Raw genomic sequence first — 26,009 nt, 5'->3', positions numbered from 1 at the left:
CGTGAGGAAAAATCGACTATTTACACTCAGTCGAGGCAATAGCGCTCATTTGTTGGTTGTATTCTTTCAGAGGCTTATCAATGTCATCAGGGTGTGTAAGTAACTCAGCAAATGCACTGCGCAGTTCGTAATTTTTGGGATGAGGTGCGCCCTGGCGATCTTCAAAAACTTTTTTGGCGTAATCTCCCAGAGCACCTTTCTGTTCTGAAAGCGTTTTAATATCTTGCTGGCTCAGCTTCAGCCACGATTCGATCGACTGAGACAAATCAAGATGGCTTTCATCATGGGTCAGATACCAGTCTACAGCCTCACGTTTCAGTTCAAAGTGATGCGTTCTGCCTTCAAGAAACCAGTCACCGACCTCTTGCAGGTTCGGATCTTTTTGTACGGCAAGCTGAACAAGGTTTTGATACCAGTTCAGAGAAGCATCAACATACTTGTGGTATTTCTCGCTTTCACAACTTTCTGTGGCGGCGAGTACAGAAGCGGGTAATAGGGCTAATGAAAGAGCAAGAGCTGAATACTTCATGGTTTTTCCTTGAATGATTTTTAGTAATACATACCGGCACAATTGACATAAAGTACCGTGACATCAGGATTATTTGTCAAATTGTAGCGGCAGAAGCAAGCGAAAGGAAAGAAATCTTACAAGGAAACATGACCCGAGTGTAAAGAGTATGAAACATGACTCAATTCTTTGTTCTTAAAGTTAAAAGTGTCAAAAAGTTCGGGTCCGCAGGCGGGTAAAACAAAAAGAGGCCCGAAGGCCTCTTGTCATGGTTATGCTTTATTTTTCATGGCAACGGAGATGCAGTAGGCTGCGCCTCCCCAGGTGATCCCCAGGCCAAACAGCATCATGATAATAGCACCAGCTGTCATACTTACACCTCACTTCCGTTTTGTGGTTTAGAGCTCACATTGATGATAACGGCAACAACGAACATAGCTGCAACCAGGCCCCAACCCAGGATCAGCAGATCAGACATTGCATAACCGCCGTAGCCCTGGTCGACTGTGTTCAACAGGTTTTTACCCAGAATAATCGCCAGCATGATCGGGCTGATGAAACGGATACAGATTTCGAACCAGATACCAATAGAAAACTCAGAAATCTTGTTAACGTAAGCTCGGATATCAGACACTTTCAGCAGCCAGCCAATCACCAGCAGCTCCACCAGGCAGCTTGCCAGCAGGGCAACGTTATTAATGAAGTAGTCCACCAGGTCAAGCAGCAGCAAACCCCCGTTTGTTGCAAAGGCCATTGAAATCAGGAAGCCCAGTCCGCAGACAGCGGTAGAGGCTTTTTTACGAGACCATTTCATCTTGTCGATGACTGCAGAAGTGACAGCTTCCAGAATCGAGATGTGTGAACTCAGACCGGCTACAACCAAAGCCAAGAAGAAAACCGGGCCCAGAATGTATGGTGCAGGCAGCAGGTTAATTGCTGCAGGAATGGTTACAAATGCCAGACCAACACCGGCAGACACAACCTCAGTCAGTGGTTTTGACTGTTCTTGTGCCATGTAGCCTAGGACGGAGAAGATCAGGATACCCGCAACCATAGAGAATCCGCAGTTGATCAGTACGGTCATAAAAGCGTTGTTACTGATGTCAGATTTCTCTGGCAGATAGCTGGAGTAGGCAATCATGATGGCGAAGCCGACACTCAGGGTAAAGAAGATCTGTCCGTAAGCAGCAGACCACACTTTGGCGTCCAGAATCTTGGTGAAATCAGGACGGAACAGGTAATTCAGACCATCCATTGCACCTTCAAGGAAAATGACTCGCGCAATCAGTGCCAGCACCATGATGAACAGCAGCGGCATCATGATTTTACTGGCGCGCTCAATCCCGCCTTTCACACCGGTAAAGATGGCAGCGAAAGCAATCCCCCATGCGATGACCATTGGGATGGCAATATGCAGTTGCAAACTTCCCAGTTTGCTTGGTGAGTTGTCTCCCAGTTTCAGGTATTCACTGAAGAAGAATGCATTGGTGTCAGTTCCCCAGCTTTGTGTAAAGGCAAAGCCCATATACGAAATGGCCCAGCCAATCACAGCGACGTAGTAAACTGCAATGACAGCGGCAATAAATACCTGGAACCAGCCCAGCCACTCAAGTTTGCCTCCCAGCTTGGCAAATGCCCTTGGCGCGGCACCACGCAGTTTATGACCCAGGCTGAATTCCATGATCATGAATGGAATCCCGGCGGTCAGCATGGCGAAAAGGTAAGGAATAAAAAATGCGCCACCACCATTCTCATAAGCCATATATGGGAAACGCCAGATATTCCCCAACCCGATAGCAGAACCCACAGCAGCCAGGATAAAACCGGCTCGGGTTCCCCATTGTTCGCGTTTCATAAGTATCTCCTTATGTACTGCTATTCTCTATGAAACAGCACTATTTAAGTTTTTTATTCTAAGTATTTACTTCCTGTTGCGCAGAATTTGGATTGAAACCCCACGCAGTTGAGTTGAGATTAACCACTGATACTTACTAGCGCAATAGACAGTAACTTTTGTGCTATTGGCATTACTCAGCCTTTATTGTGGGTATTTTCCTCCGTTTTGTGAGAATCGTAAGATGTTAAGGAAATGTATAGAAGATTTAACTATGCGCGTCTTCTTATTGAGTATTTTATTTTATTTAACAAATTGGTACCTATGACTAACAAATAGTCAAAAATTAGACTTTTGCAACATTGTCACTATCAAGTTCATACACAATAATCTTTAGTGTTTTTACTCAAAATACAAAACTGATCCCAAGATTGGTCTGGTAAAAGCTGAGCCAGTCATTATCTATATTGATTTCACAGTCCTGCGTGCCTGAGTCGGTCTTGCACCGGGTGCTTGTTTTTCCATCAACACGACTTGCCAGCCATCGAGCTTCCAAACGAATTCTGATATTTGGGTTAATAAAGAAGTCGGAACCGAAGAATCCGCCACCAGAGAGTAAAACATCTTGGTTTGACCAGCTGGCATCCGTCAGGGTGCCGCCAAGGCTCAGGCCGATAAAACTGGTCAGCTTTGAGACGATGCGGTAATGGCTGCTGGCCTGGAAATGAAAAAAGGTGAAGCTGTCGTCGCCGCTGAAATTTTTGGTGCTTGTTTTCAGGTGTTGGGTTGTGAAGCCAATCCGGCCGTTGAAATCTCTTTGTTTTCCGTAGTCGCTTTCAATTGTGATGCCGATAAGGTCTGATTTCTCAGGAGAGATTTTGATTCCTCCTTTAGCATCAATGTTGTCAGGAAATGTGTAGCCCCAGTAGGGCGTGATGTAAACAGGTTGACTCGTATTGGCTTGAGCCGCTGGGAGATAAAGCTGGCTGAAAATGACAATTAAAGGTAGTAAGTATTTGTTATATAAATACATTGATTCATCCTTATGCCAGTTGGGAGAATTGTGATTATCACCCTAAAACCATGTTTTCTAAATGGTCAAAGGTTCAAGGCGAGGCTACAATTTTTAAAACAGTTGCCGTTAGGGTGGCGAAATGTGGCCTCCGTAGCGGCAGTAAATTTGGAGTTTATATGAATCATCTAACCCCTGAATTTAAAATTGCTTTAGCCGTCGCATTCATCATTATGATAGTCCTTTTCGGATTCGGATTGACGGCAATCACGCATTAATCGATATCATCACTCTGTCTATTTTTTGACTCTTACTGCCGAGCTTTGCGCTTAAATAAGAGAATAGAGGGGAGTTTATGTTTTTGCAGAGTGAGTAAGACATATGAATCACTTGCCTTTTAGCCTCGGAGATTTAGATCTCAACCTGGTTGAAACTTTTGCCGCACAGTTAACAGGCGTAAAAAAGCGAAAAATTGCTGTCGTTGTTCAGGGCGGCGGTCAACGGGGTATTTTTACAGCAGGCGTCTTTGATGCATTTCTCGAAGCGGGTTTTGACCCGTTTGAACTTTATATTGGCACCTCTGCCGGTGCTTTAAACCTTTCGTCATATATCAGCCGTCAGCATAAGTTTGGCCATGACTTCATCACAAATCTGACGACTCAGAATGAGTTTTTTAATCTTTATCAGTATCTCAGCCAGCAAAAACCGATGAATCTGGACTGGGCTTTCAGTCAAATTGAACAGGACGGACATACGCCCCTCGACATTGCGACTGCCCGTCGGGTGTTAACTTATCGCCAGGCGCTGGCCTGCGCGACTCGCAAAGATACCTTGCAGGATATTTACCTGCCAATGTACCAGGAGAACTGGCGCGATGTGCTGCGGGCGACCTGTGCGATTCCTTTACTGTATAACTTGCCGGTGAACTTACACGATCTGGAGTGGGTTGATGGTGGAGTCAGTGCTGCAGTGCCTGTGCAGGAAGCATGGAAGCGGGGCGCGGAACTGGTGATTGTCATCCGCACTGAGCCATTGCAACTGCCGCAGCAAACACCCGGGGTATTTGATGACTGGCGAGAACGGATTGAACAGGCACTGCCGGAATATATAGAGCGTTTCAGCCTGAATGAGTCTCTGGATAAAGTGAAGGCGATACGTCAGGATTTCACGGACCACTTTGAGCTCTGGAAAAGCATTTGGCGGGACAAAGAGCAGGCGGGGATTCAGGCAGCTGATGCGCTGAATCAGGAGCTTTCTGAGGATAAGAAAGTGGTGAATGGTTACCGCAAGTGGCTGAGCGGACTGAACGTGGAGCGTTTCCTGTCACTGACCGGTAAACGTTCGGAAGTGCTCGATATGCTCAATAAGTATTATCAGAGCTATAAAGCCGACAATGAATTTCTGATTCATCCGCCGGAATCGTTAAAGGTGATTCAGCTGGCTCCGGAAAAAAACCTGCAAAGTAAAGCATTGCTCAGCAGCCGTCAGGACCTTGATCTGGATTATCAGCAAGGCCGTCAGGTTGGTCGCGAATTTCTTGAGTGTTTTGCTGATCTCCTCAACCGGCACACAAGTGTCAGGTAAGTTTTGCGCCACATCCGGGAACGCATGACACGACCCATGTCCTTCAATCACGAATAGAAGGGCATGGGTCAGTATGCTGAAGTTGCAGGCAGGACATTTCTTTTTCAATACGGCCGGAATCTACGACGCGGAAATTCAATAATGATGGAAAAGTCATCGTATAGCAGTGCGGACAGATAGTTTGAATTTCTGATCTCATTATCATCGTATCTTTTTGCAAAAGATTCGATCGGTAAACTCCCATTCTGAAAGCATGATATGAAGTCAACTCGCTGCATGACCACACCAGATGTGTCTGAAATGACAATATTTAGTGAAATCTGATACAGTGCGCTCGTTACTCTCATCCCAAATCATGGAGGATCAATGCAACAAGGTTTCTTTATCGGCGATATGTATTGTCAGCCGCATTTTTTTCAGTTGCCGCTGAACTATCAGCAACCCAATGGTGCCCGCATTCAGGTGTTTGCCCGGGAAGTGGTTGCCCGAGATAAGCAGCACTCAGATTTACCCTGGCTGGTTTACCTGCAAGGTGGGCCGGGTTTTCCATCTCCGCGCCCGGATGCCGAGAGCGGGTGGCTGAAACGGGCTTTGAAAACATACCGTGTGTTGCTTTTGGATCAGCGTGGTACAGGGCAAAGTCAGCCGGTTCATGCACAAACATTGTCGGATCTGACGGCGCTGGAGCAGGCAGAATACCTCAGTCATTTTCGTGCTGATAATATTGTGCGCGATGCGGAAGCCATCCGTGAAGCTTTGGGCGTAAAGCAGTGGTCGCTGTTAGGCCAGAGCTTTGGCGGTTTTTGTACGCTGCATTATCTGTCTTATTATCCGGAAAGTCTGACAAGGGCGTATGTGACCGGGGGGATCCCACCGGTTTCAGGTCATGCCGATGTGGTCTACAGGGCAACATATCGTCGCCTGTTAGATAAAAACGCTGCGTTTTTCCGACGTTTTCCTGATGTACAGGTGCTGTGTAACCGGATTGCAGATCATTTGCTGGAGAACGAGGTCAGGCTGCCCAATGGTCAGCGGTTTACGGTTGAACAGTTTCAGCTGATTGGGATTCATTTGGGCCGCAGCGGCGGTGATTTAGATCTGTATTATCAGCTGGAAAATGCCTTTGTTGATGTAAACGGGCAGTCTGAGCTGAGTTACAGTTTCCTCAATGCCATGTTGGCTGAGCAGTCTTATCAGACCAATCCGATCTATGCGATTCTTCATGAATCTATTTATTGCCAGCATGAAGCGTCACGCTGGTCGGCGCATCGGGTACGGGATGAATTTCCGCAGTGCCATTATCAGTCTGGCCGGGATTTCTGTTTTACCGGTGAAATGGTTTATCCGTGGATGTTTGAGCAGCTGGAAACCCTGAAGCCTCTGCAGGAAGCCGCCAACATGCTTGCTGAGAAGTCGGACTGGCCTGCTTTATATGATGCTAGCCAACTGGCCGCAAACAAAGTGCCGCTAGCCGCAGCGGTTTACGTCGAAGACATGTATGTAGAATTTGATTACAGTCGCCAGGTTCTGGCAAACATGCCGAACAGCCGGGCCTGGATGACCAATGAATATGAGCACAACGGTCTGCGCGCTGATGGCGAGCGGATTCTCGATACCCTGATTCGTATGACTCAGGAAATACAGGATTCGCCTCATCGTTAACAGCTGACCTGGCAGGCAAGGGCAGGCTGGTATTGATGCCCTTGTATCAACGGAGATTGACGTTGTCTTTGATGATTTTGTTATGTTATAACAATTGATTGTCGTTGACTGACGACAGAAGTCATGGGTGATGACTGTTTTAGTGTCATAATTTTAGATATTATCAGTACACATCCATACCAGCAGCGCATTGAAGTCAGTTGTGTGATGAGCTGAGTCGGTAGATAACTGAGCAATCATCCGTCGCCAGACCATGATTGTGTGAGAGGTAATAGAACAAGATGGTAAATGTAAGGGCCAGAGTCCCCTTTAAAGTCGGTGTAAACAGCCATATCCCTGCCGATATTCTCTCTTTTGAAGGCCTTGCTTCCGGTAAAGAGCACGTTGCTCTCGTCTTTCGAAATGCGGACAAACAGAACGCGACACCGTTGGTCAGAATGCACTCAGAATGCCTGACCGGAGATGTTTTTCATTCTTCCCGTTGTGACTGCGGTGAGCAGTTAGATGAAACCATTGAACGCATGGCTGAAGAAGGCGGTATTCTGCTATATCTGCGCCAGGAAGGGCGTGGTATCGGGCTGTATAACAAGATTGATGCCTATCTGCTGCAGAGTCAGGGCATGAATACGTATGAAGCGAATAATCACCTGGGTTTTGGCGATGACTTGCGTGATTTCACGGAAGCTGCACAAATGCTGAAAGCGCTCGGTGTTGAATCGATTCGGCTGATCACCAATAACCCGAAAAAAATTCAGGATCTGGAAGCTTTAGGTATTTCGATCACTGAAGTGGTGGGAACGAAAGCGCACCTGAAAGAGGGGAATGAAAATTACCTGCGTGCCAAAGCAAGCCGCGGTAAACACCGTTTCCATTTTGACTGACTCTGATGATGACCACGTTGTGAACAGCGAGCTTCTGAGCTCGCTTTTTTTATCCTGAAAATTACTGATTTTGGATTACTTTTTCTAATCCTAATCATAATAAACTATCGTGCTGACAAACTCAGTATTTACTTGTCGTTCTGCCGGGCTGCCTATAATATCCCGCTCGAAATGTTGTCATAACGGCGCTCATGGACGATGGTGATTTCTGAATCCATCTCTCAATCTTCTTTCAGCCCAGCCGTTTTATGATGACCTGTATTTATCATTATCTCTTCGAATTCATGTAAGGAGTGAGGTTGTGAACGGGCAATCTTATTCTGCCGGTGTGGCAAAAATACTGTTCCTAATTATCATTCTGGCCGCGGTCGGGCAAATGACCCAAACCATGTACGTGCCGGCTATTCCTCAAATGGCAGCGGCCTTCACGGTGAAACCGGCATTCTTGCAGGCTGTCATGGCGGCTTACCTGATTCCTTATGGTTTATCTCAGTTTGTATACGGGCCATTGTCGGATCGGATCGGACGCAAGCCAGTGATGCTGGCAGGCATGAGCATTTTTATCGCAGGCACTTTAATGGCGCTCTTTGCGCCGAGTTTTGAGGTGTTCCTGCTGGCAAGTTTTATTCAGGGAATGGGCACTGGTTGTGGCGGAGCGATGTGCCGGACCGTGACCCGTGACTGTTATGAAGGGGCAGAACTGCACCGGGTCAACAGTCTGGTCAGTATGGGGGTTATTTTCTCCCCGCTGATTGCTCCGGTGCTGGGCGGATATTTATCCGAATCTTTTGGCTGGTCTGCCAGTTACCTGTTCCTACTGGTTCTGGGAGCGGCGGTGACGTTGATCGTCCTGAGCCAGTTCACCGAGACACTGCCAAAGGAAAAGCGTCGGGTTGAGCGTGTGACGACCAGCTATAAATATGTGCTTGGAAATCGTAAGTTTCAGGGGTATGTGCTTTGTCTGGTTGCAACCTTTGCAGGATTAGCTGTCTTTGAAGCGGCAGCGGGTGTTTTACTCGGTAACGTTTTGAAATTAGATCCAACCACGGTCAGCTGGTTGTTTGTGCTGCCTTTGCCGGGATATATGCTTGGCTCCTGGCTGTCTTCACAGCTGGTCAACCGTATGGGTCAGCAACGCGTGCTGTATCTGGGACTTGCCGCACTGGGCTTCGGGGCTCTGACCATTCTGTTGCCGGGTTTGGCAGGTATGGTGACAGTCAGTTCCCTGATTGGCGGTGCGTTCCTGTATTTTATTGGCTCGGGTGTGATTTTTCCGGTAACCACGACTGCTGCGGTTGAGCCATTCCCGTACCATGCGGGTACGGCGGGAGCGGTGCTCGGCGGTTTGCAAAACCTGGGCGCTGGTATCGCAGCATTGGTGGCATCCATGCTGAGTGCAAAAGATCAGTTCAGCCTGGGTGCGATTATGGTGGCAATGGTGATGGTTGCAGTGGCCAGCCTCATTTGGGTGAGACGCAGCCCACAGGAAGAAACCCCGGTTCTGGTGTAACTCTGCCTGTCCGGAGAATTCCCGGACTCTGACTGAAATAAAAACGGCGCTGAAATCAGCGCCGTTTTTGTATGATTTGTTTCGGACTCAGTCGCGTTTCCACAAAATGTGGCAGAACTTATGATCCGGGTCGCGGCTGATGAGCAAACGGGCGAACACGTCATCCAGTTCGTCATTTGCTTCATTGACCAGACCGATGCGTACTTCAGCATATTCTTCGCCTTCAACGGGGAAGCCGACGTGTTCTGGCCAGTCACTGCCGGTTTCGACAACTTCGGCTGCACCACGGTCATCAAATTGTGCTGTAAACAGCAGGACATCGGCGGGTTCGAGGCTGTCTTGCGCCATTTCGAGAAAAATATCGTAAGCGGCTTCGATGACATCGTCGTATGAAATCAGTTCTGAATTATTCATGTATCGGTCAATCTTAGTTCATTGGAACGCGCAGTATAACAAGCTCCCCGGGGGAAAGGCTATCTGCGAGAAAGATTGATCTGCGGACAGAACCGTGAAGGCGCTGCTGATTTCAGCGGTTGAATCGCTATATCCCCATCCCTGAACGACTTTCATGCTATGATGCTGGCAGATTGAGTTGTGATTCAGGAAACAGATTTTTGGCTTCTCTTCTTCCCATTCTTGATAATCGTCAACCGTTTCAACCGGTGTTTCAGCCTTGCCTTCATGAAATGCTCCAGCATCTCAAAGTGCTGTTTAAAGGCGTTTTGCACAGTGTGTATCTGTCGGGCAGTGTGGCCCGGCGGGAAGCTGTTCCAGGCAAATCTGATTTGAATTTGACACTGGTTCTTGAACGGCCGCTGACTGAGCAGGAAAGCAGCCGGTTACACAGCCTGAGCTGGCACATTGCCAGACGGCATAAAGCCGTGACCCGAATTGATATCAGACAGGCATTGCGCAGTGAAGTGTTGTCTCTGGAAGGGATATTTCAGTGGGGCATCTGGCTCCGGCACTGCTGCATCTGTATCAGCGGACAGGATTTATCAGACAGTTTTGGTGATTTTGAACCCAGCTGGGATGCGGCAAAATCCTTCAATGGTCCGCTCGAACCCATACTCACTGAGTACCGGCAGAAAATTACGAAAACCCGCGTGATGGCCCATTATCTTGACTACTGTGAATATATCGGAAAGAAAATGCTGTGGACCGGGTTCACGCTGGTCATGCACCGGGAAAAAACACTGGCACTGTCATTGAAAGACGCGACGGCCTGCTTTCTGAAAGTTTATCCGGACAAAGCTCTGGATGCAGAGCGGGCAGCCATGCTGGCAAATCGCACCCAGGTCCCTAAAAAAGCGACGCTCTTTTTGATGCAGCATTTTGGTCTATGGCTGGCCGAAGAGTGGCAGAAAATTGAACGTAAGATCGGTTGATCCAACAGACAGAACGCAGATGAATTCAAGTTTTACCCGCCAGAGCCAGCAAGATGCAGGTTTCGTACTGACCCGTCAAAGCAGAGATGTCCGTGGACAAACGCAAATTACACTCTGGGTAAAGACAGAGCAGGGCCCTTGTCAGCTGATTGTGGAAGGGGACAAACCGGTTTGTTTCATTTCAGCCACGGATCAGCCACGGGCACAGGAGATTCTTGCGCAACAGGGTGTGATGGTCACCTGGCGAACCCTGGAGATGCAGAATTTTCAGCATCAGACCATGTCGGCCTGCTATACCCCGACGATCAGTGCCAGTTTGCAGGTGGGAACTTTGCTGGCTGCGGAAGGCATCCGGGTCTACGAAGATGATATTCGTCTGGCCGATCGCTATTTAATGGAACGCTTTATCCGGGGAGGTATTGCCTTTACGGGTCAGATGACCACCAGAAACGGGTATCGGGAATTTCATCAGGTGAAAGCCAAAGCGGCGGATTATCAGCCTTCGCTGTCAGTGGTGTCGCTGGATATCGAGTGTTCCGAAAAAGGCATTTTGTATTCCGTCGGTCTGCACAGTGACTCGGACAGTAGGGTGATCATGGTGGGTCAGCCCGCGAGCCCGGATGAATCTGCGCTGGCTTGGATTCAGTGGGTCAGTGATGAAAAGGCCTTACTGCTTGCGCTTCAGGATTGGTTTACGCAGTATGATCCGGATGTGATCATCGGCTGGAGTGTGATTGATTTTGATTTCCGTCTTCTGATGAAGCGAGCTGAGTGGCACAAACTGCCGTTTCGTATCGGCCGCGGTCAGCAGACCCCGCACTGGCGACAGTCCAGTCAGAATCCGAATTCAGGCTTTATCTCGATTCCGGGCAGAGTCGTGATGGATGGCATTGATACTCTGAAGACTGCAACGTATAACTTTCGTTCCTGGTCGCTGGAATCTGTGTCTCAGGAGCTGCTGGGTGAAGGGAAAGCCATTCATAATGTGTACGACAGAATGGCTGAAATCAATCAGATGTTCCGTGAAGACAAAGTTTCGCTGGCTCGTTACAACTTGCAGGACTGCAAACTGGTCACCCGGATATTTGAGAAAACCCATTTGCTGGCGTTTGCGATAGAACGAAGCCGTCTGACCGGGGTGGAGCTCGACAGAGTCGGAGGCTCTGTTGCCGCGTTTACCAATTTGTATCTGCCTCAACTGCATCGTGCCGGGTATGTGGCGCCGAATCTGGAAAGTGAAAACTGGATTGCGAGCCCCGGCGGCTATGTGATGGATTCCAAACCGGGCCTGTATGATTCCGTACTGGTGCTGGACTTTAAATCGCTGTATCCCTCCATTATCCGCACCTTCCGTATCGATCCGATGGGGCTGGTTGAAGGCTTGCTGCTGGAAGAAGGCAAGGCGGATGATCAGGCGATTGCCGGTTTCCGGGGCGGTCGTTTCCATCGTGAGAAACATTTCCTGCCGGAGATGATTGAAGCACTCTGGGCGGCCCGGGATCAGGCGAAACGTGACGGTGAAAAAGCATTTTCTCAGGCCATCAAAATCATCATGAATTCTTTCTATGGCGTTCTGGGTTCTTCCGGTTGCCGATTTTTCGATCATCGTCTGGCTTCTTCAATCACCATGCGGGGTCATGAGATCATGAAAATGACCCGTGAGCGTATCGAGGAACAAGGGTTTGAGGTGATTTATGGAGATACGGACTCAACCTTTGTGTCGCTGAAGAAAGCACACAGTGGTGAAGAAGCGGATGTGATTGGTCACAGGCTGGTGGCGGAGATGAATCAATGGTGGACCGCGTATCTCAAAGAGACCTATCACCTGGAATCAGCGCTGGAACTGGAATATGAAACGCATTACCACAAATTTCTGATGCCAACGATCCGGGGACAGGAAACCGGCAGCAAAAAACGGTATGCCGGTCTTGTGATCCGGGATGGTGTGGAAGAAATGGTATTTAAGGGACTGGAAACGGTTCGCACCGACTGGACGCCGCTGGCGCAGGAATTTCAGCAGACGCTGTACCGTAAGGTTTTTCACCAGGAAGATGTCGAAGAATATGTACGCCAGTATGTTGAGCAGGCCGGGCAGGGACTGTTTGATGACAAGCTGATTTACCGTAAAAGGTTACGACGTCACTTATCTGAGTATCAAAAGAATGTCCCGCCTCATGTGCGTGCTGCACGCCGGGCCGATGAAGTGAATCAGCAACTGGGCCGACCGCTTCAGTATCAAACCGGCGGATGGATTGAATATGTGATCACAACGCACGGTCCTGAACCCGTGGAAGCCAGACAAAGTCCCATTGATTATGACCATTACATTGAGAAACAGCTCAAACCAATCGCGGACGGGATTCTGCCTTTTATCGGCCGGCATTTTGATGACATCATTGCCCCGCAACTGGGGCTGTTCTAAATCAGATTTTCTTTGACCGCATATGCAGTCAGTTCAGCCGTAGAACTCATGTTGAGTTTGTGTTTGATATTCTGGCGATGGGTTTCTACCGTACGGGTACTGATCCCCAGTTCCTGAGCGATCTTCTTACTGCTTTTACCTAAAGCAACCAGCCTGAGAATGGTTTCTTCCCGGCGGCTGAGCGCTGTGACTGCCATTGCGGCAGGCGCTGACTGTTCGATGGGCGCAGAAAACAACGTTTCAGCCACCAGACGACAAAAATAACTGCCTCCCTGATGAACGGCTTCAATTGCCTGGACCATTTCTTCCGCGGAGACTTCTTTGAGAATGTAACCGCTGGCCCCGGCCTGCATTACCTGAAGAATATACTCCCGGTTATCGTGCATGGTCAGGATCAGCACTTTAATGTCCGGATAATCGCGCCGGAAGAAACGGGTCGCTTCAATACCGTTCATTTCCGGCATGCTGATATCCATCAGAACGACATCAGGCCGGTGCCGGGCAGCCTGTTTCAGGGCTTCGGCGCCGTTTACAGCGGTTGCCACGACTTCAATGTTGGTTTCGTTGTCCAGCCTGGCTTTAAAGCCTTCCATGACCACCTGGTGATCATCAACCAGTAACACCTGGATCTTTGCCATAATTTTCTATTCCCTGAAGCGGAAGGTTGACCAGAATTTCCGTGCCTTCACCGGGTTCACTGCTGATATCCAGTTCACCGCCCAGAAATTCCAGTCGCTCCCGCATATTACGAAGACCAATGCCCTTGCCATTCATGGCTTGTTGAACATGAAAACCCACACCATGATCCCGGATGATAAACTGCAGGTTTTTCTGAATTACGGATAATGTCATCTCAATCCGGTCTGAGCGGGCATGCTTACTGATATTCACCAGAGACTCCTGAGCCACACGATACAACGTTGTCATCACATCTGTGGGTAATGTCAGTGACCCGAGTTCCAGAGCGTGACTGACCTGAATGCCAGTCGATGCAGAAAAGTCATTCAGCAGATGCTCCAGTGCAGCGGCCAGCCCAATATCATCCAATGAACTGGGCCGTAAATTGTGTGAAATTCGTCTTAATTCGGAAATTGCCTGCAAAATAGCGTTTTCACTTAAAGCCCGGTGACTTAAAGCCTGCTCAACATCAGACTGAGTCATTTTGTCTTTCAGTAACTCAAGGTGGCACTTTCCTGATACCAGCAGCTGATTGACGCCGTCATGCAGTTCCCGGGCAACGTGCTTTTTTTCCTCTTCCTGAAACATCACGGTTTTATGAGCCAGCTCCTTCAGCCGACTGTCGGCCAGCCGGTGTTCATGCAGGTTAATCGCAAGGGTTGTGATCAGAATGAGTAAAGTCGTGATGGCAACCAGCACGATCACGGAAATGAACGTCGTCCGGATATTGGCCTGTACGCTTTGTTCAACCCGTGTCATCTGGTGGGCAACATCTTCAATGTAGAGCCCTGTGCCCACTATCCAGTGCCATTTAGGCAGCCAGGCGGCATAGCTGAGTTTGGTGACAACCTGATCGCTTGATGGTTTATGCCACAGGTACTGATGAAAACCTCCGCCTGATTTGGCAGTGTTGATCAGTGCCCGAATCAGGTAATCCCCATTCTTATCTTGCAGATCCAACAGGTTTTTGCCGACCAGTTCAGGCAGAACCGGGTGCGCCAGATTGGTTCCGTTTTCGTGGTAGACGAAAAAGTAGCCATCGTCGCCGTAGCGGAGATCGTTCAGTATCCGTTTGACTTCGGTCTTGGCTTTTTCATCATCGGGTCCGGCGTTGTGATAGAGATGGTGGATGCTGTCGAGTGCCAGATCCACCGTATCTTTCAGAGCCTGCTCTTTTGCGGCAATCAGGTTTGCCCGAAACGTCGCGATTTCTTTCTGACCAAGAGATTGTGCCTGATGAATCGCGATCCAGCTGATGGCAGCACTGATCAGCAGTAAGGGGAGGAGCGTGAGAAGAATCAGCTTCACTTTCAGTGGCATGGTTACCAGCACCTGCTTGGTCAGCGGTTTTCGGGATGCCCTGAATGTTAACAATTTGTATACAGGAACAAAGAAAAAAGGTGGCACTTTGTGAGAAAAGTGCCAGCCAGCTCTATATTTGTCTGTTTTCATGGAGGGTTACAGGCCGTAGAAGCCCGGGAAGAGCAACACTGTCGCTAAAATCAGGATCTGAATTGAAATAAAGGGCAATACGCCTTTGTAGATGTCCCGGGTCGATATGCCTTCAGGTGCCACGCCTTTCAGATAGAACAGACTGAAACCAAATGGCGGCGTCAGGAACGATGTTTGCAGGTTCATCGCAATCAGAATCGCGAACCAGAGCATGTTGATGCCCATGGTATCGGCGATGGGTGCCAGAATCGGCACGACGATAAAACAGATTTCAACAAAATCGATAAAGAAGCCCAGGATCAGAATGATCAGCATGGTGAGGATCAGGAAGCTCCATTGCTCACCCGGCAAAGCCATCATCCATTCTTCGACCAAGTAATCCCCGCCGGTATAGGTAAAGGCCATGGAGAAGGCGGTCGCGCCCAGCAAGATACCAAAGACCATGGCGGTGACTTTAACGGTTTCGAATGCGCTGTCGTACAGCATGCGCCAGGAAAACTGGCGATAAAGGACGGAAAGAACGACTGCACCCATGCCACCCAGCGCTGCAGATTCAGTCGGGGTTGCAATACCTGCAAAGATGGAGCCCAGCACCACGATAATGAGCGCCAGCGGTGGCAGTACCGCTTTCAGGGCAATGAAGATTTCCTGCTGGCGGGACTGGTTGGGATCTCTGTCCATCGGACGTGCAGCTTCCGGATTCAGCCAGCTGTATATCACGATGTAAACAATATACGCCAAGACCAGCGCAATCCCGGGCCAGATCGCTGCCTGAAACAGATCACCGACCGGAATACCCAGCACATCGCCTAACAGGATCAGCACAATCGATGGCGGAATGATTTGTCCCAGTGTCCCTGAAGCACAGATGGTTCCGGTTGCCAGTCCTTTGCTGTACTGATATTTCATCATGACCGGCAGAGAAATCAGACCCATGGCAACGACAGAAGCGCCGACAACCCCGGTTGAGGCTGCCAGCAAGGAGCCAACCAATACCGTGGAAATCGCCAGACCACCGCGCACGCTGCCAAAGAGTTTCCCCATGGATTCCAGCAATTGTTCGGCAAGGCGGGTTTTCTGCAAAACAAGGCCCATGAACACAAAAAGCGGTACGGCCATTAAGACCGTGTTTTGCATGATACTCATGATCCGAAAAGGCATGAAGGCAAAGATTTCAGGACCTTCAGCCCAGATCCCGAACAGCAGGGCAATCCCGCCAAAAGTAAATGCCACAGGAAAGCCCAGCAGAAGTGCAAACAGGGCGACGACGAACATAATAATACCAACCACGGAACACTCCTTATTTTGCGTGGGACAGGCTTGGGTTAACCAGGCGGTTGATGTTGTGGAGGATCATCCCGATCCCCGAGATCGCCATGAACAGGAAAGAAACGGGAATCATGCTTTTGATCAGCCATCGATAGGGCAGGCCGCCCGGGTCGCCACTGGATTCACCGAGCGCATAGGACTCTTTGGCAAAATCAATGCCGTACCAGAACACCATCAGACAAAAAGGCAGCAGAAAGAAAACAGAGCCCAGCAAATCGATGATGGCGCAGGTTTTCGGACTGAAGCGCTCGTAGAACACATCCACACGCACGTGTCCGCCGGCTTTGAGTGCAAAGGGAACACCCAGCAAGAAAACCGCGGAGAATAAATGCCATTCCATTTCCTGCATTGCGATAGAAACGGAATTAAAGACATAACGCATGATCACATCATAAAAGACGTTGAACATCAGAATGATAAATAAGGTGCTGGCAATCCAGCCAAGCAGATCGGAAAACCGGTTGATGATTTTCTCAAAGGCTAACAGGCTTCGCATAAGGACTCCGTTGCGAGGCAACATATCTGAAAAAGAGAAATGCGCCGGAACTTCCGGCGCATCGACTCGTATTATTCCTGCTGAGCCTGACTGTCGAGGTAAGCTTTATCGGCAATCAGGGTCCATTCACGGGCTTTCTTCAGATAAGCCGCTTGTGATTCCAGGATTTCTTTCGCCAGCGGATCTTTTGCTGCCTGCTCAGCCAGCAGCTCGTCATTGGCTTTGCGGATTGCCGCCATGACATCATCCGGGAAGTGCATCACCTTGATATTCGGATATTCTTTTTTCATGGTTGACCAGTTTTCTGCACTGGCGTGGGTGTTCAGAATATACATATCGTAGGCAGACAGGCGCATCGCAACGCGCAGAATTTCCTGAAGATCTTCTGGCAGGCGCTCCCAAGAGCGTTTGTTGATTAAGAATTGCAGCTCTGTAGCCGGTTCATGCCAGCCGGTGTAGTAATAAGGGGCGATTTTGTGAAAACCCATTCGCAAGTCCAGGCCCGGGCCGACCCACTCCAGCGCATCAATGGTACGACGCTCCAGTGCTGTATAGAGCTCACCGGGGGCGATATTGGTCGGGCTGGCTCCCAGTTTGGCCAGAACTTCACCCGCAAAACCAGGAATACGCATTTTCAGACCTTTCAGGTCATCAACGGATTTGATTTCTTTCTGGAACCATCCTCCCATCTGAACGCCCGTGTTTCCGCCGGGGAACGACAGCAGATTGTGCGGGCCGTATACCTTTTCCATCAGTTCCATACCACCGCCGTGGTAGAACCAGGCGTACTGTTCAGCGGCAACCATACCGAATGGCATCGTGGAGAAATAAAGGGTGTTCGGTACTTTGCCTTTCCAGTAATAAGAAGCGGAGTGGCCGATGTCATACTGACCGGCTTTGACCATATCAAACACACCGAACGGCGCTTTGTGTTTGTTCGCGGAATCAATCCGGATCTGCAGGCGGCCATTGGACATTTTCTCAGCCATTGCCGCCATCGCTTTGGTGGTATCCCCGAAAATCGGGAAGTTTGCACCCCAGGTTTCAGCCAGTTTCAGGCGATAGACTTTTTCTGCGGAATAAGCGGCGGTACTGGAAAGTAAAACCGCAACGGTGCTGGCGGCAACCAGCGCGTTGCGTACAGTGCGTTTTACCAGACTCATGTTTCACGTCCTCATTTTTATTGTGATAGCGGGATAAACCCTATGCATTCAAAGCATTAAACAAAGGATAGGCGTGAACAAGCGCAATAACACGGAGGGTTAAAGATGCCCCGACAGGATTTGTAAGACCAAGGTATTAAGTACTTTTACGTATATCATCGGTATCGCACTGATAAGGATCTGTTTTTCAAAGAAGAAAAGTATGTCAGGCCAGCCAGCTGATGCGGTGATTACGTATGACGGGCTGTTCGTGATTTTGTTAATTATTTGTAATGACTGTGAAGTGGCTCACTGATGAAACGCTGTGCTCATAGGTTGAATCAGCGACAGATCGGTGGGAAAGCGTACTGGTATTCAAACCATGAACTCGTTACTATCTCAGTGTATATTTATTGATCAGAATCAAAGATTGGGGGCTGGGAATGGAGCAGTTAGATTTCTTTACGATCCCCAGTCCGTGTATTGGTGTTTGCCAGGCCAATAATCGGGGATACTGCAAAGGGTGTCTGCGAAGCCGGGAAGAGCGATTCCACTGGCAGGAAATGAACAATGACCAGAAACGCCATGTCATTAAACTGTGTAAGCAGCGGTATCAGCGATTGCTCAGACGGAAGCGGGAACTGGAAGCGGGAGTTGCCCAGGAAGCTGACAATCCGCAACAAAGTTTGTTCTGATGGCTGTATCAGGATCCGAGATACAAAAAAAGCGCCTTGAGAGGCGCTTTTTCTTCAGCGTTTTCAGCCAGACCGCAATTAGATGCGGATGAAGTCCATGTGCTGAACTTTTGGCTTGAATGGGTGACGCTGGATGTCTTGTGGCTTAACGTTCACTTCTTTACCGTCGATAACCAGAGTGATTGCTTCGTAGAACGCAGCTTTGTCCATTTGGTTGATCACGTCATCGTGGTTCAGTTCGATAGAAACTGGCGCTTCTTCACCACCGTAGATGATTGCAGGGAACTTGTTAGCGTGACGCAGGCGGCGGCTCGCACCTTTACCCAGGTCAGAACGTACTTGTGCTTCAAATTTCATGATATTTACTCTTAATTGAGTGAATGAAAAGGTATTCCGTAATGCGACCTTACTGAATACCGTCAAATCGAGCGCGGATACTAGCACCCATCCATCAAACTGACAAGCATATTTCTTTCAAGCGCTTTCTGAGGTGTTAAAAAGCCAGCAATCGTTCAGCGATCTGTACGGTAGGCCCCTCAAGACCCTCCTTGTTGAAAGATATCAATAAATGCGAATAGATCTTATTTCCGGTTGAATCTGTGATCCGGATAACAATGATATTGATAGTAATTATCATTTGCTTTTGTATAATCCGTTCCAGAAAATCATCTCACTGATAAAAGAATTGATAGCAGGGAATATGAATCATAAAAAGTTGTCACTGATTGCCAGCGCTGTTTTGCTGGCACTTTCACCTACATTGCATGCTCAGGAAAAAACGTCGGCGGCTGACGAAACGATTGTTGTGACCGCATCGCGGCTGGAAGCCACACAACAAGAGAAAACACGTTCGATTGACGTGGTTGACCAGAAAAAGCTGGCTGAAATCCAGCCGACGTCAGTCGCAGATGCACTGAAATTTGAACCCAATGTTTCTGTGGTCGGCGGCAATGTACCGGGAAATCAGTCGGTGAACATTCGTGGCTTACAGGATAATAAAATCCTGCAGGTCGTTGATGGCAACCGCCAGAACTTCAGCTTTGACCACAGACCTTCCTATTTCCTGGATCCGTCTTTGCTCAGCGAAGTGAAAGTGATCAAGGGCCCGATCAGTTCCCTGTATGGCTCCGGCGCAATTGGCGGCGTGGTGATTCAAAATACGATCAATGCTGCGGATATTGTTGATGGTCAGGGGCTGGGTGGCCGAATTAAAACCGGTTATCAGGACAATGGGGATGTCTGGACAAACGCTGCTGCGATTGCCAGTCAGTCTGACCGCATCGATTGGCTGCTGGCCGGAAGCACACGTGACACGGGTGCAATGGAGCAGGGTAACGGTCACAAACTGTACGGGACTGAGTCGAAAGATACGACAGGTCTGGCGAAACTGAACTGGCAGGCAAATGCAGCCAATCGCCTTGGTCTCAGTCTGCGCTATTCTGATCGAGACGGACACCCGCCGGTTGTGGGCTCGACCGATCCTGCTGCGGCTGACACACTGATTGATCGTGATACGAAGGATCAGAATATCACCCTGAGTTACAACCTGAACCCGTCGAGCGAGCTGATCAATCTGGACGTCAGTGTTTACCATAATCTGTCCGAGATCTCTGAAACCGCCACCACGGGGAACGGGAAAGACCTGAGTAAGATCACCACGCTCGGCTTTAACGTGACGAACCTGTCGAAGGCAGGGGATGTTCAGCTTTATACCGGGCTTGACGGCTATCAGGATAAACTGAATGCCAAACGAGGCGAAGGAGAGCAAGGACGTCCGACACCCCCGGACGGTGCTGAAACCACAACACTGGGTGCTTTCGCTTATGTGAATTATGCACTGACGAACAGCATTGGCCTGGATGCCGGCTTACGTTACGACACCTTTACCTCTGAAGCGGATGGTTATCAGGACAACGACGAATCCGCGCTGTCACCTTCTGCCGGTATCAGCTGGCAGGCCGCTTCCTGGATGCAGTGGTCTTTGCGATATGATGAGGCATTCCGTGCACCGAGCACCACAGAACTCTTTACCGACGGCACTCACTTTACGATGTTCAGCATTCCGGGGATTGGGCCGGTTACGAACACCTTCATTCCAAACTCGGATTTGAAACCCGAGAAAGCGAAGAATATTGAGTTGAAAGGTCAATTTGATTTCGAAAACCTGCTGGCTGAAGACAAGCTGAGCCTGACAGCTGCGGTTTTCCGCAATGAGGTGAAAGATTTCATCAATCTGGAAGTAGACGTACCCGGCAATCAGGCAATGATGGGTTGTATCATGGGAAGTGGCTCAGGGATTGGCTGTGCCGGGACGAGCCGTTCTGTCAACGTGGATCGTGCAGAACTGAAAGGTTATGAACTGTCGGCGGTTTATCAGATTGAAAATCTGACGGCGGGTCTGTCTTATGGCCAGACACGCGGTAAAGATAAAGCGGATGGCTCATGGCTGGAGAATGTCCCGGCTGACAAATGGGTCGCTCAGCTTGAATATGGTTTCTGGCAAATTGATACCAACGTTGGTACACGGGTGATGTTTGTCAGCGATCAGGACCGTGTGAAAGAAGGTGAGACTTATCAGGGTTATCAAACGGCGGATTTCTATGCGAGCTGGGAGCCGATGTCGAGTCTGGATGGCCTGAAAGTCGATTTCACCGTTGCGAATGCGTTTGATGAAAACTATCGCATTGCATGGAATCAGGTCTATCAGCCAGGGCGTTCTTTCCGACTGTCGGCGCAATACACTTTCTAAAATATAAGAATATCTGTTTGTGATTCAAAGCCGCACTCTCGTGCGGCTTTTTTGATTTCGTTTCCTTTGTGCGCTGATGACCCGGTTCAACTAAGGTGGCATCACAGTTTTTACGGCGCTTGAAGTTTTACGGTAATTGATGAATTCATTTCATAAGGTTGTTTGGCTTTCTATGATTATGGGGACGAAATGCTTCGTTAGAATGGTTGGGGAAATCCTTTACCGCCCTCTCAATTTCATTAAGTTCATTACCAATATGAATAAAAACGATAACGATCTGCTGGCGTTTGTAACCGTCGCTCGTGAAGGCAGTTTGACAAAGGCGGCCGGGCTGCTGGGTGTGTCTCAGTCCGCGTTAAGTCACGCCGTTCGGGGTTTAGAGCAGCGGCTGGATGTCCGGTTACTGAATCGCACAACGTGAAGTGTATCGCCAACCGAAGCGGGTGAACGGTTGATGAACGCCATTGCGCCAAAGCTTTCTGAAATTGATCAGGAGCTGGAGCTGATCAACGAGTTTAAGCTGCGTCCCGCCGGAACCATTCGCATCACGGCTGCTGAGCACGTAGTGAATACCATTTTATGGCCTAAAGTTCCCGAACTGCTGCTCGAATATCCGGAAATCAACGTTGAAATCAGCGTTAATTATGGTCTGGTCAATATTGTGTCTGAACGCTTTGATGTGGGCATTCGTTTAGGGGAAAGTCTTGATCAGGACATGATCTCAGTTCCCATTTCTCCGCAATTGTGAATGGCGGTGGTTGCTACGCCGGAATACTGGAAAAAGTCCGGTAAACCGCAAACGCCGGGTGAACTGGTCAATCACAACTGTATCAACATTCGTTTGCCAACCTACGGCGGGGTATATGCGTGGGAATTCGAGAAAGGCAGTAAAGTCATCAATGTGAACGTCAAAGGCCAGGTGGTCATGACCAGCTCACAGGGGCGTCTCGAAGCGTCGTTGGCTGGCCTTGGGGTGACCTACATACCGGAAGATCTCGTGCAAACTCATCTCGACAGCGACCGACGGGAACGTGTGCTGGATGACTGGTGCGCACCCTTTGACGGCTACTACCTTTACTACGCCAATCGTCAGCTCTCATCTCCGGCCTTTAAGCTGCTGGTTGAGGCACTTCGCTACCCGCGGGAATGATGAACGCAGTGAATCGGATGTCAGAATTGATGCTCACCCCCGGTTCTGGCTCAGGTTGCTCGCTGATCCTTGGCCGCGCGCGAGGTGTGTCGCGACCAAGTGGAGGATGTCATGCCCGGTTGCGGGAGCGTTTGGTCAAGAGCAGCAGGGCGCTGATCGTAGTAAACAGCGCGATAATCCAAGTCATGGTCCACGGCGTACCGTCCCGAAAATGGGCCAGTAACAGAGTGAAAATGATGCCGCTGCCGTATTGCAGCGCGCCGATCACGGCTGATGCTGAGCCTGCATGGCTCTCGACTTCATCCTGAGCCGCAGCCGTTGATGAAGCGGCAATGATGCCGTTCATGGAAAAGAAGACAAATATCGGCACGACGATCATCCAGATCCCGCCCATCTCCGCTTTCACTGTGACCACCATGACCGCAATACTCAGAGTGGCAACCAGTGTGGTCGCTTTGAGCAAGCTCTCAAGGCGAAAACGGTGCACCAGACGACGGTTTACAAAGCTCAACCCCATCAAACCGAGAATATTCACCGCGAACAGCCAGCCGTAGTGTTGATGTTCGACGCCGTAATAATCGATGTAAACAAATGGAGAGCCGGTAACAAACGCGTACGCTGCCATATAGTAAAAGGTCAGGCTCAGGGTGTAGCACATAAAGGGTCGATTTTTGAATAACTCAACATAGTTGCCAAAGGCTGAGCCGAGTGAGGCCTTCGCTCGCTTGTCGTGACTGAGGGTTTCCGGCAGCAGGAACAGCGAGAAAAACATCAGGGTTCCAATCACAGCAAGCAGCCAGAAGATGGCGTGCCAGGTGCTGAATTTGATCATCTGACCACCGAGTAGCGGCCCGATGATGGGTGCGACTGCCATGATAATCACCAAAGTCGACAGCATGTGCGCTGCTTTACTGCTGGTGAATAGATCACGAATCATCGCGCGGGCAAGCATCGGCCCGGTACACGCACTGAGCGCCTGAAAGACGCGTCAGAAAACGATCTGTTCAATGCTTTGGGACAGCGCGCAGCCGACTGAGCCAATCACAAATAACACCATCCCGATAAAGAGCGGAATACGGCGCCCGATGTGATCGCTGATTGGCCCCCAGACAAGCTGAGCAATCGCAAAGCCAATCAGAAAGCCCGTGACGGTGAGTTCTGCATCGCCCTGTAATTCCGTTGCCATTGTTGGCATGGCCGGGAGATAAATGTCTGTAGACAATGACGTAAACGCCATGAATGCCCCGAGAATCTACATGAAAAGAATGCCAGAGGCCACCGAGGGACTTTCTGAAAGAGAAACTGTGCTGTTCATAGCGTCCACATAAAAGTTGTTCAAACGGGAAGGTAAAGAAGAGATTAGCAAAGAACGATTCATTGAATAATCGGCTTAAACATAATGAGTTTATGAAAAAAACTCATGAATCGTATGAACGTGTTGAGGGTATGCGGCAGTCAGCGTGAGGGTACCTGACGAACAATCAGCCCATCGCATTGCCCGACAGGCTCACTTCAGGAGATATCTGCCTCACGCAGCGCCTTAATGTCTTTTGAAGGCGGTGCACCGAACAGGCGGCTGTATTCACGGCTGAATTGGGATGGACTTTCGTATCCAACGCGGAAGGTTGTCGCCATGGCGTCGAGATTTTCAGTCAGCATCAATCGACGCGCTTCACTTAAACGCAGTTTCTTTTGAAATTGCAGCGGCGTCATGGACGTCATGGCACGAAAGTGAGTGTAAAACGCTGATTTACTCATCCCGGTGTATGAGGCCAGTTCACTTACGCTCAGTGGTTTCACAAAGTTGTTTTTCAGCCAGTCGATGGCTTTTGAAATCTGATGACTGTGACTGCCTGCGGTGACGATTTGATTCAAACGTCCGCCTTGTTCGGAAGTCAGTAAGCGATAGAAGATTTCTCGTTTGATCACCGGAGCGAGAATTTTGATGCTTGCCGGCTCATCGAGCAGTGCCAACAAACGAACAAATGCATCCAGCAGAGGCTTGGACAGTTCACCGACAGCAATCCCTTTGTGCGCTTCTTTATCTGAGTTAAATGACAGTTCACTGTCGACGATCAGTTGTGAGATCTCTTGAAGGTCGAGTTCCATCACCAGGCCAAGATAAGGCGTGTCCGGACTGGCTTCCATGATGTTGGCGATGATCGGGAGATCGACTGAGGAAATCAGGAAGTGGTTCGCATCATAAACAAAGCTGTCCTCACCGAGTATCACCCGCTTTTTACCCTGTGCAATCAGGCAAATACTGGATTTGTGTGTATAGCTTGTTGGTGGAGTCGGTGTTTTCCAGTAACTCAGACGAACACCCGGAATAGCCGTATCAAACTGATTGGTATTCCGGGTCCATTGCTCGATTTGCCGGGCGAAGGTCAGGGTTGCTGTTGCCATGGAATTTGAATGGTCCATTGAGGCTCCACATGTGACTCAAGCGGTCATGTCGTTGCTGCAAGATGCTGTCGTTATAACATTATCTCGGTGTATGTAAAGAATATCAGGCAAGATACGATTTTGCTTTCAGTCTGCGTGACCGCTGATATGTGCACCGTCATTAATGCGAAAATCTGAATGAGTTCGAACAAAAAGACTATATTTATCAGTGCATTGGTTGTTTTTTCTTGGCGATGTCAGTCTGTCCGGTACATTGTCCTAATTTCCCCGGATAAAAAGTGAATTGGAAAAATGGGCAAGAATTAGCGTTGAATAGGCTAACGGCATTTCGCACTTCGGGCGTAAATTTGTTTTATGGTTTAGTGACATTTTCCAAAGTGAAGTCCTGAGCTGGGAGGAGTGAGAGCAGGTCACTACAGCTAAACTGGCTGGATTGCACAGGCAAGTTTGTCAGGCGTCAACAGCCAGCGATAAGCGCATGATTACGTTGCCTTAAATGCAGCCGACGTCCTGAATACGGTGCTGAATTCAGCCTGTTTTCCCATTTGAATTGCAAATGCCACAAAAGAGAATTTTTGGAGCTGATGATGAGTCATGAAATAAAAAATTTGATCCCGGAAGAGCTGAAAGCGGGCGTATTTAAAGGTCATGGTATTTTTGATTTTGGTGAAGAGAACGTTGACTACGCGGATTATTTTACCGGCACCAGCTATCTGGCTCTGCTGAATAAGCCGGGGCTGATCGTAGCGAACGTCACGTTTGAGCCGGGCTGTCGCAACTTCTGGCATATTCATCATCTAGGAGGACAGATATTGCTCGTGACGGGCGGCCGTGGCTGGTACCAGGAAGCGGGTAAAGCGGCCCGTGCGCTTCATCCTGGTGATGTTGTTCATATTGCACCGGGCACCAAACACTGGCACGGCGCGGCGAAAGACAGTTGGTTTGCGCATGTCGCGATTGAAATTCCGGCGGAAGGTGCCAGCAATGAATGGTGTGAACCCGTGTCAGACGAAGAATATAACGCACTGAACTAAAGCGTTTATCGGGAATATTCGTGAGCGACTGCCTTGGATATTCTCAGTATTAATTTTTCATCAATATCAGGTATTCA

22 protein-coding genes and 2 pseudogenes are annotated in these 26,009 nt (G+C 49.2%); 11 read left to right on the top strand and 13 right to left on the bottom strand.

Annotated features, from left to right (window positions below):
• Nucleotides 1–16: 16 nt before the first annotated feature.
• The 4 genes from SPK40_RS04675 to SPK40_RS04660 all read right to left on the bottom strand — a co-directional run bounded on the left by SPK40_RS04675 (nucleotide 17) and on the right by SPK40_RS04660 (nucleotide 3,375).
• Nucleotides 17–529, bottom strand: coding sequence for a hypothetical protein (locus SPK40_RS04675; protein ID WP_330959600.1), 513 nt, complete (start codon nucleotides 527–529; stop codon nucleotides 17–19).
• Between the two features lie 251 nt (nucleotides 530–780).
• On the bottom strand, nucleotides 781–879 hold the full coding sequence (locus SPK40_RS04670) for a MetS family NSS transporter small subunit (RefSeq protein ID WP_211648342.1): 99 nt from the start codon (nucleotides 877–879) through the stop codon (nucleotides 781–783).
• Nucleotides 880–881: 2 nt separating this feature from the next.
• Nucleotides 882–2,363 (bottom strand): sodium-dependent transporter, encoded by a 1,482-nt coding sequence (locus SPK40_RS04665; protein ID WP_330959599.1) that lies wholly within the window; start codon nucleotides 2,361–2,363, stop codon nucleotides 882–884.
• 385 nt (nucleotides 2,364–2,748) lie between these two features.
• The gene (locus SPK40_RS04660; protein ID WP_330959598.1) at nucleotides 2,749–3,375 is read right to left on the bottom strand and encodes a hypothetical protein; all 627 of its coding nucleotides are present in this window, start codon (nucleotides 3,373–3,375) and stop codon (nucleotides 2,749–2,751) included.
• 360 nt (nucleotides 3,376–3,735) lie between these two features.
• Between SPK40_RS04660 and SPK40_RS04655 the strand changes: the two genes are divergently transcribed.
• The 4 genes from SPK40_RS04655 (at nucleotide 3,736) to emrD (ending at nucleotide 8,991) form a co-directional block, all read left to right on the top strand.
• Entirely contained in the window at nucleotides 3,736–4,938 is a 1,203-nt protein-coding gene (locus tag SPK40_RS04655) for a patatin-like phospholipase family protein (RefSeq protein WP_330959597.1), read from the top strand.
• 366 nt (nucleotides 4,939–5,304) lie between these two features.
• Entirely contained in the window at nucleotides 5,305–6,600 is a 1,296-nt protein-coding gene (locus tag SPK40_RS04650) for an alpha/beta fold hydrolase (protein WP_330959596.1), read from the top strand.
• Between the two features lie 281 nt (nucleotides 6,601–6,881).
• Nucleotides 6,882–7,481 (top strand): GTP cyclohydrolase II, encoded by a 600-nt coding sequence (locus SPK40_RS04645; protein WP_248140027.1) that lies wholly within the window; start codon nucleotides 6,882–6,884, stop codon nucleotides 7,479–7,481.
• Nucleotides 7,482–7,782: 301 nt separating this feature from the next.
• Nucleotides 7,783–8,991, top strand: coding sequence for a multidrug efflux MFS transporter EmrD (emrD, locus tag SPK40_RS04640; protein ID WP_330959595.1), 1,209 nt, complete (start codon nucleotides 7,783–7,785; stop codon nucleotides 8,989–8,991).
• 87 nt (nucleotides 8,992–9,078) lie between these two features.
• Here the strand turns inward: emrD and SPK40_RS04635 are convergent, their stop codons facing one another.
• Nucleotides 9,079–9,405 (bottom strand): HI1450 family dsDNA-mimic protein, encoded by a 327-nt coding sequence (locus SPK40_RS04635; protein WP_248140031.1) that lies wholly within the window; start codon nucleotides 9,403–9,405, stop codon nucleotides 9,079–9,081.
• 200 nt (nucleotides 9,406–9,605) lie between these two features.
• On the opposite strand from SPK40_RS04635, the gene SPK40_RS04630 reads away from it, so the two are divergent.
• Both SPK40_RS04630 and SPK40_RS04625 read left to right on the top strand, forming a co-directional pair.
• Nucleotides 9,606–10,379, top strand: coding sequence for a nucleotidyltransferase domain-containing protein (locus tag SPK40_RS04630; RefSeq protein WP_248140033.1), 774 nt, complete (start codon nucleotides 9,606–9,608; stop codon nucleotides 10,377–10,379).
• A gap of 19 nt (nucleotides 10,380–10,398) precedes the next feature.
• Nucleotides 10,399–12,801 carry a DNA polymerase II gene (locus SPK40_RS04625; protein WP_330959594.1) on the top strand — a complete coding sequence of 801 codons (2,403 nt, stop codon included), beginning with the start codon at nucleotides 10,399–10,401 and terminating at the stop codon, nucleotides 12,799–12,801.
• Here the strand turns inward: SPK40_RS04625 and SPK40_RS04620 are convergent.
• The 5 genes from SPK40_RS04620 to SPK40_RS04600 form a co-directional block, all read right to left on the bottom strand.
• Entirely contained in the window at nucleotides 12,798–13,439 is a 642-nt protein-coding gene (locus SPK40_RS04620) for a response regulator transcription factor (protein ID WP_330959593.1), read from the bottom strand. The genes SPK40_RS04625 and SPK40_RS04620 overlap by 4 nt on opposite strands.
• Nucleotides 13,411–14,799 carry a cache domain-containing protein gene (locus tag SPK40_RS04615; protein WP_330959592.1) on the bottom strand — a complete coding sequence of 463 codons (1,389 nt, stop codon included), beginning with the start codon at nucleotides 14,797–14,799 and terminating at the stop codon, nucleotides 13,411–13,413. Before SPK40_RS04615 ends, SPK40_RS04620 begins: the two co-directional genes overlap by 29 nt.
• 138 nt (nucleotides 14,800–14,937) lie before the next feature.
• A complete protein-coding gene (locus tag SPK40_RS04610; RefSeq protein ID WP_330959591.1) occupies nucleotides 14,938–16,221 on the bottom strand; it encodes a TRAP transporter large permease in 1,284 nt (427 codons plus the stop codon).
• A 10-nt stretch (nucleotides 16,222–16,231) separates the two neighbouring features.
• Complete coding sequence (locus SPK40_RS04605; protein ID WP_330959590.1) at nucleotides 16,232–16,756, bottom strand: TRAP transporter small permease subunit; 525 nt, start codon at nucleotides 16,754–16,756, stop codon at nucleotides 16,232–16,234.
• 71 nt (nucleotides 16,757–16,827) lie between these two features.
• Entirely contained in the window at nucleotides 16,828–17,919 is a 1,092-nt protein-coding gene (locus SPK40_RS04600; RefSeq protein WP_330959589.1) for a TRAP transporter substrate-binding protein, read from the bottom strand.
• A gap of 422 nt (nucleotides 17,920–18,341) precedes the next feature.
• On the opposite strand from SPK40_RS04600, the gene SPK40_RS04595 reads away from it, so the two are divergent.
• A complete protein-coding gene (locus tag SPK40_RS04595) occupies nucleotides 18,342–18,593 on the top strand; it encodes a DUF1289 domain-containing protein (protein WP_330959588.1) in 252 nt (83 codons plus the stop codon).
• A 78-nt stretch (nucleotides 18,594–18,671) separates the two neighbouring features.
• Here the strand turns inward: SPK40_RS04595 and rplY are convergent, their stop codons facing one another.
• On the bottom strand, nucleotides 18,672–18,950 hold the full coding sequence (gene rplY, locus SPK40_RS04590; protein WP_036752233.1) for a 50S ribosomal protein L25: 279 nt from the start codon (nucleotides 18,948–18,950) through the stop codon (nucleotides 18,672–18,674).
• A 343-nt stretch (nucleotides 18,951–19,293) separates the two neighbouring features.
• Here rplY and SPK40_RS04585 point away from each other — a divergent pair, with 343 nt between their 5' ends.
• The 3 genes and pseudogenes from SPK40_RS04585 (at nucleotide 19,294) to SPK40_RS04575 (ending at nucleotide 22,492) form a co-directional block, all read left to right on the top strand.
• Nucleotides 19,294–21,342 (top strand): TonB-dependent hemoglobin/transferrin/lactoferrin family receptor, encoded by a 2,049-nt coding sequence (locus SPK40_RS04585; protein ID WP_330959587.1) that lies wholly within the window; start codon nucleotides 19,294–19,296, stop codon nucleotides 21,340–21,342.
• A gap of 256 nt (nucleotides 21,343–21,598) precedes the next feature.
• Complete coding sequence (locus SPK40_RS04580; protein WP_330959586.1) at nucleotides 21,599–21,763, top strand: LysR family transcriptional regulator; 165 nt, start codon at nucleotides 21,599–21,601, stop codon at nucleotides 21,761–21,763.
• Between the two features lie 33 nt (nucleotides 21,764–21,796).
• Nucleotides 21,797–22,492: pseudogene (locus SPK40_RS04575) on the top strand (LysR substrate-binding domain-containing protein).
• Nucleotides 22,493–22,601: 109 nt separating this feature from the next.
• Here the strand turns inward: SPK40_RS04575 and SPK40_RS04570 are convergent.
• Nucleotides 22,602–23,729: pseudogene (locus SPK40_RS04570) on the bottom strand (multidrug effflux MFS transporter).
• Nucleotides 23,730–24,004: 275 nt separating this feature from the next.
• Nucleotides 24,005–24,916: an AraC family transcriptional regulator gene (locus SPK40_RS04565; protein ID WP_330959585.1), complete on the bottom strand. Its 912-nt coding sequence runs from the start codon at nucleotides 24,914–24,916 to the stop codon at nucleotides 24,005–24,007.
• A 569-nt stretch (nucleotides 24,917–25,485) separates the two neighbouring features.
• Here SPK40_RS04565 and SPK40_RS04560 point away from each other — a divergent pair.
• A complete protein-coding gene (locus SPK40_RS04560; RefSeq protein WP_330959584.1) occupies nucleotides 25,486–25,932 on the top strand; it encodes a cupin domain-containing protein in 447 nt (148 codons plus the stop codon).
• Nucleotides 25,933–26,009: the final 77 nt, after the last annotated feature.

It is taken from the genome of Photobacterium sp. 53610 (assembly GCF_036409375.1).
Classification (GTDB): Bacteria; Pseudomonadota; Gammaproteobacteria; order Enterobacterales; family Vibrionaceae; genus Photobacterium.
Note: the sequence above shows the minus strand (reverse complement) of the source record. Positions and strands in the feature narration are given on the sequence as shown.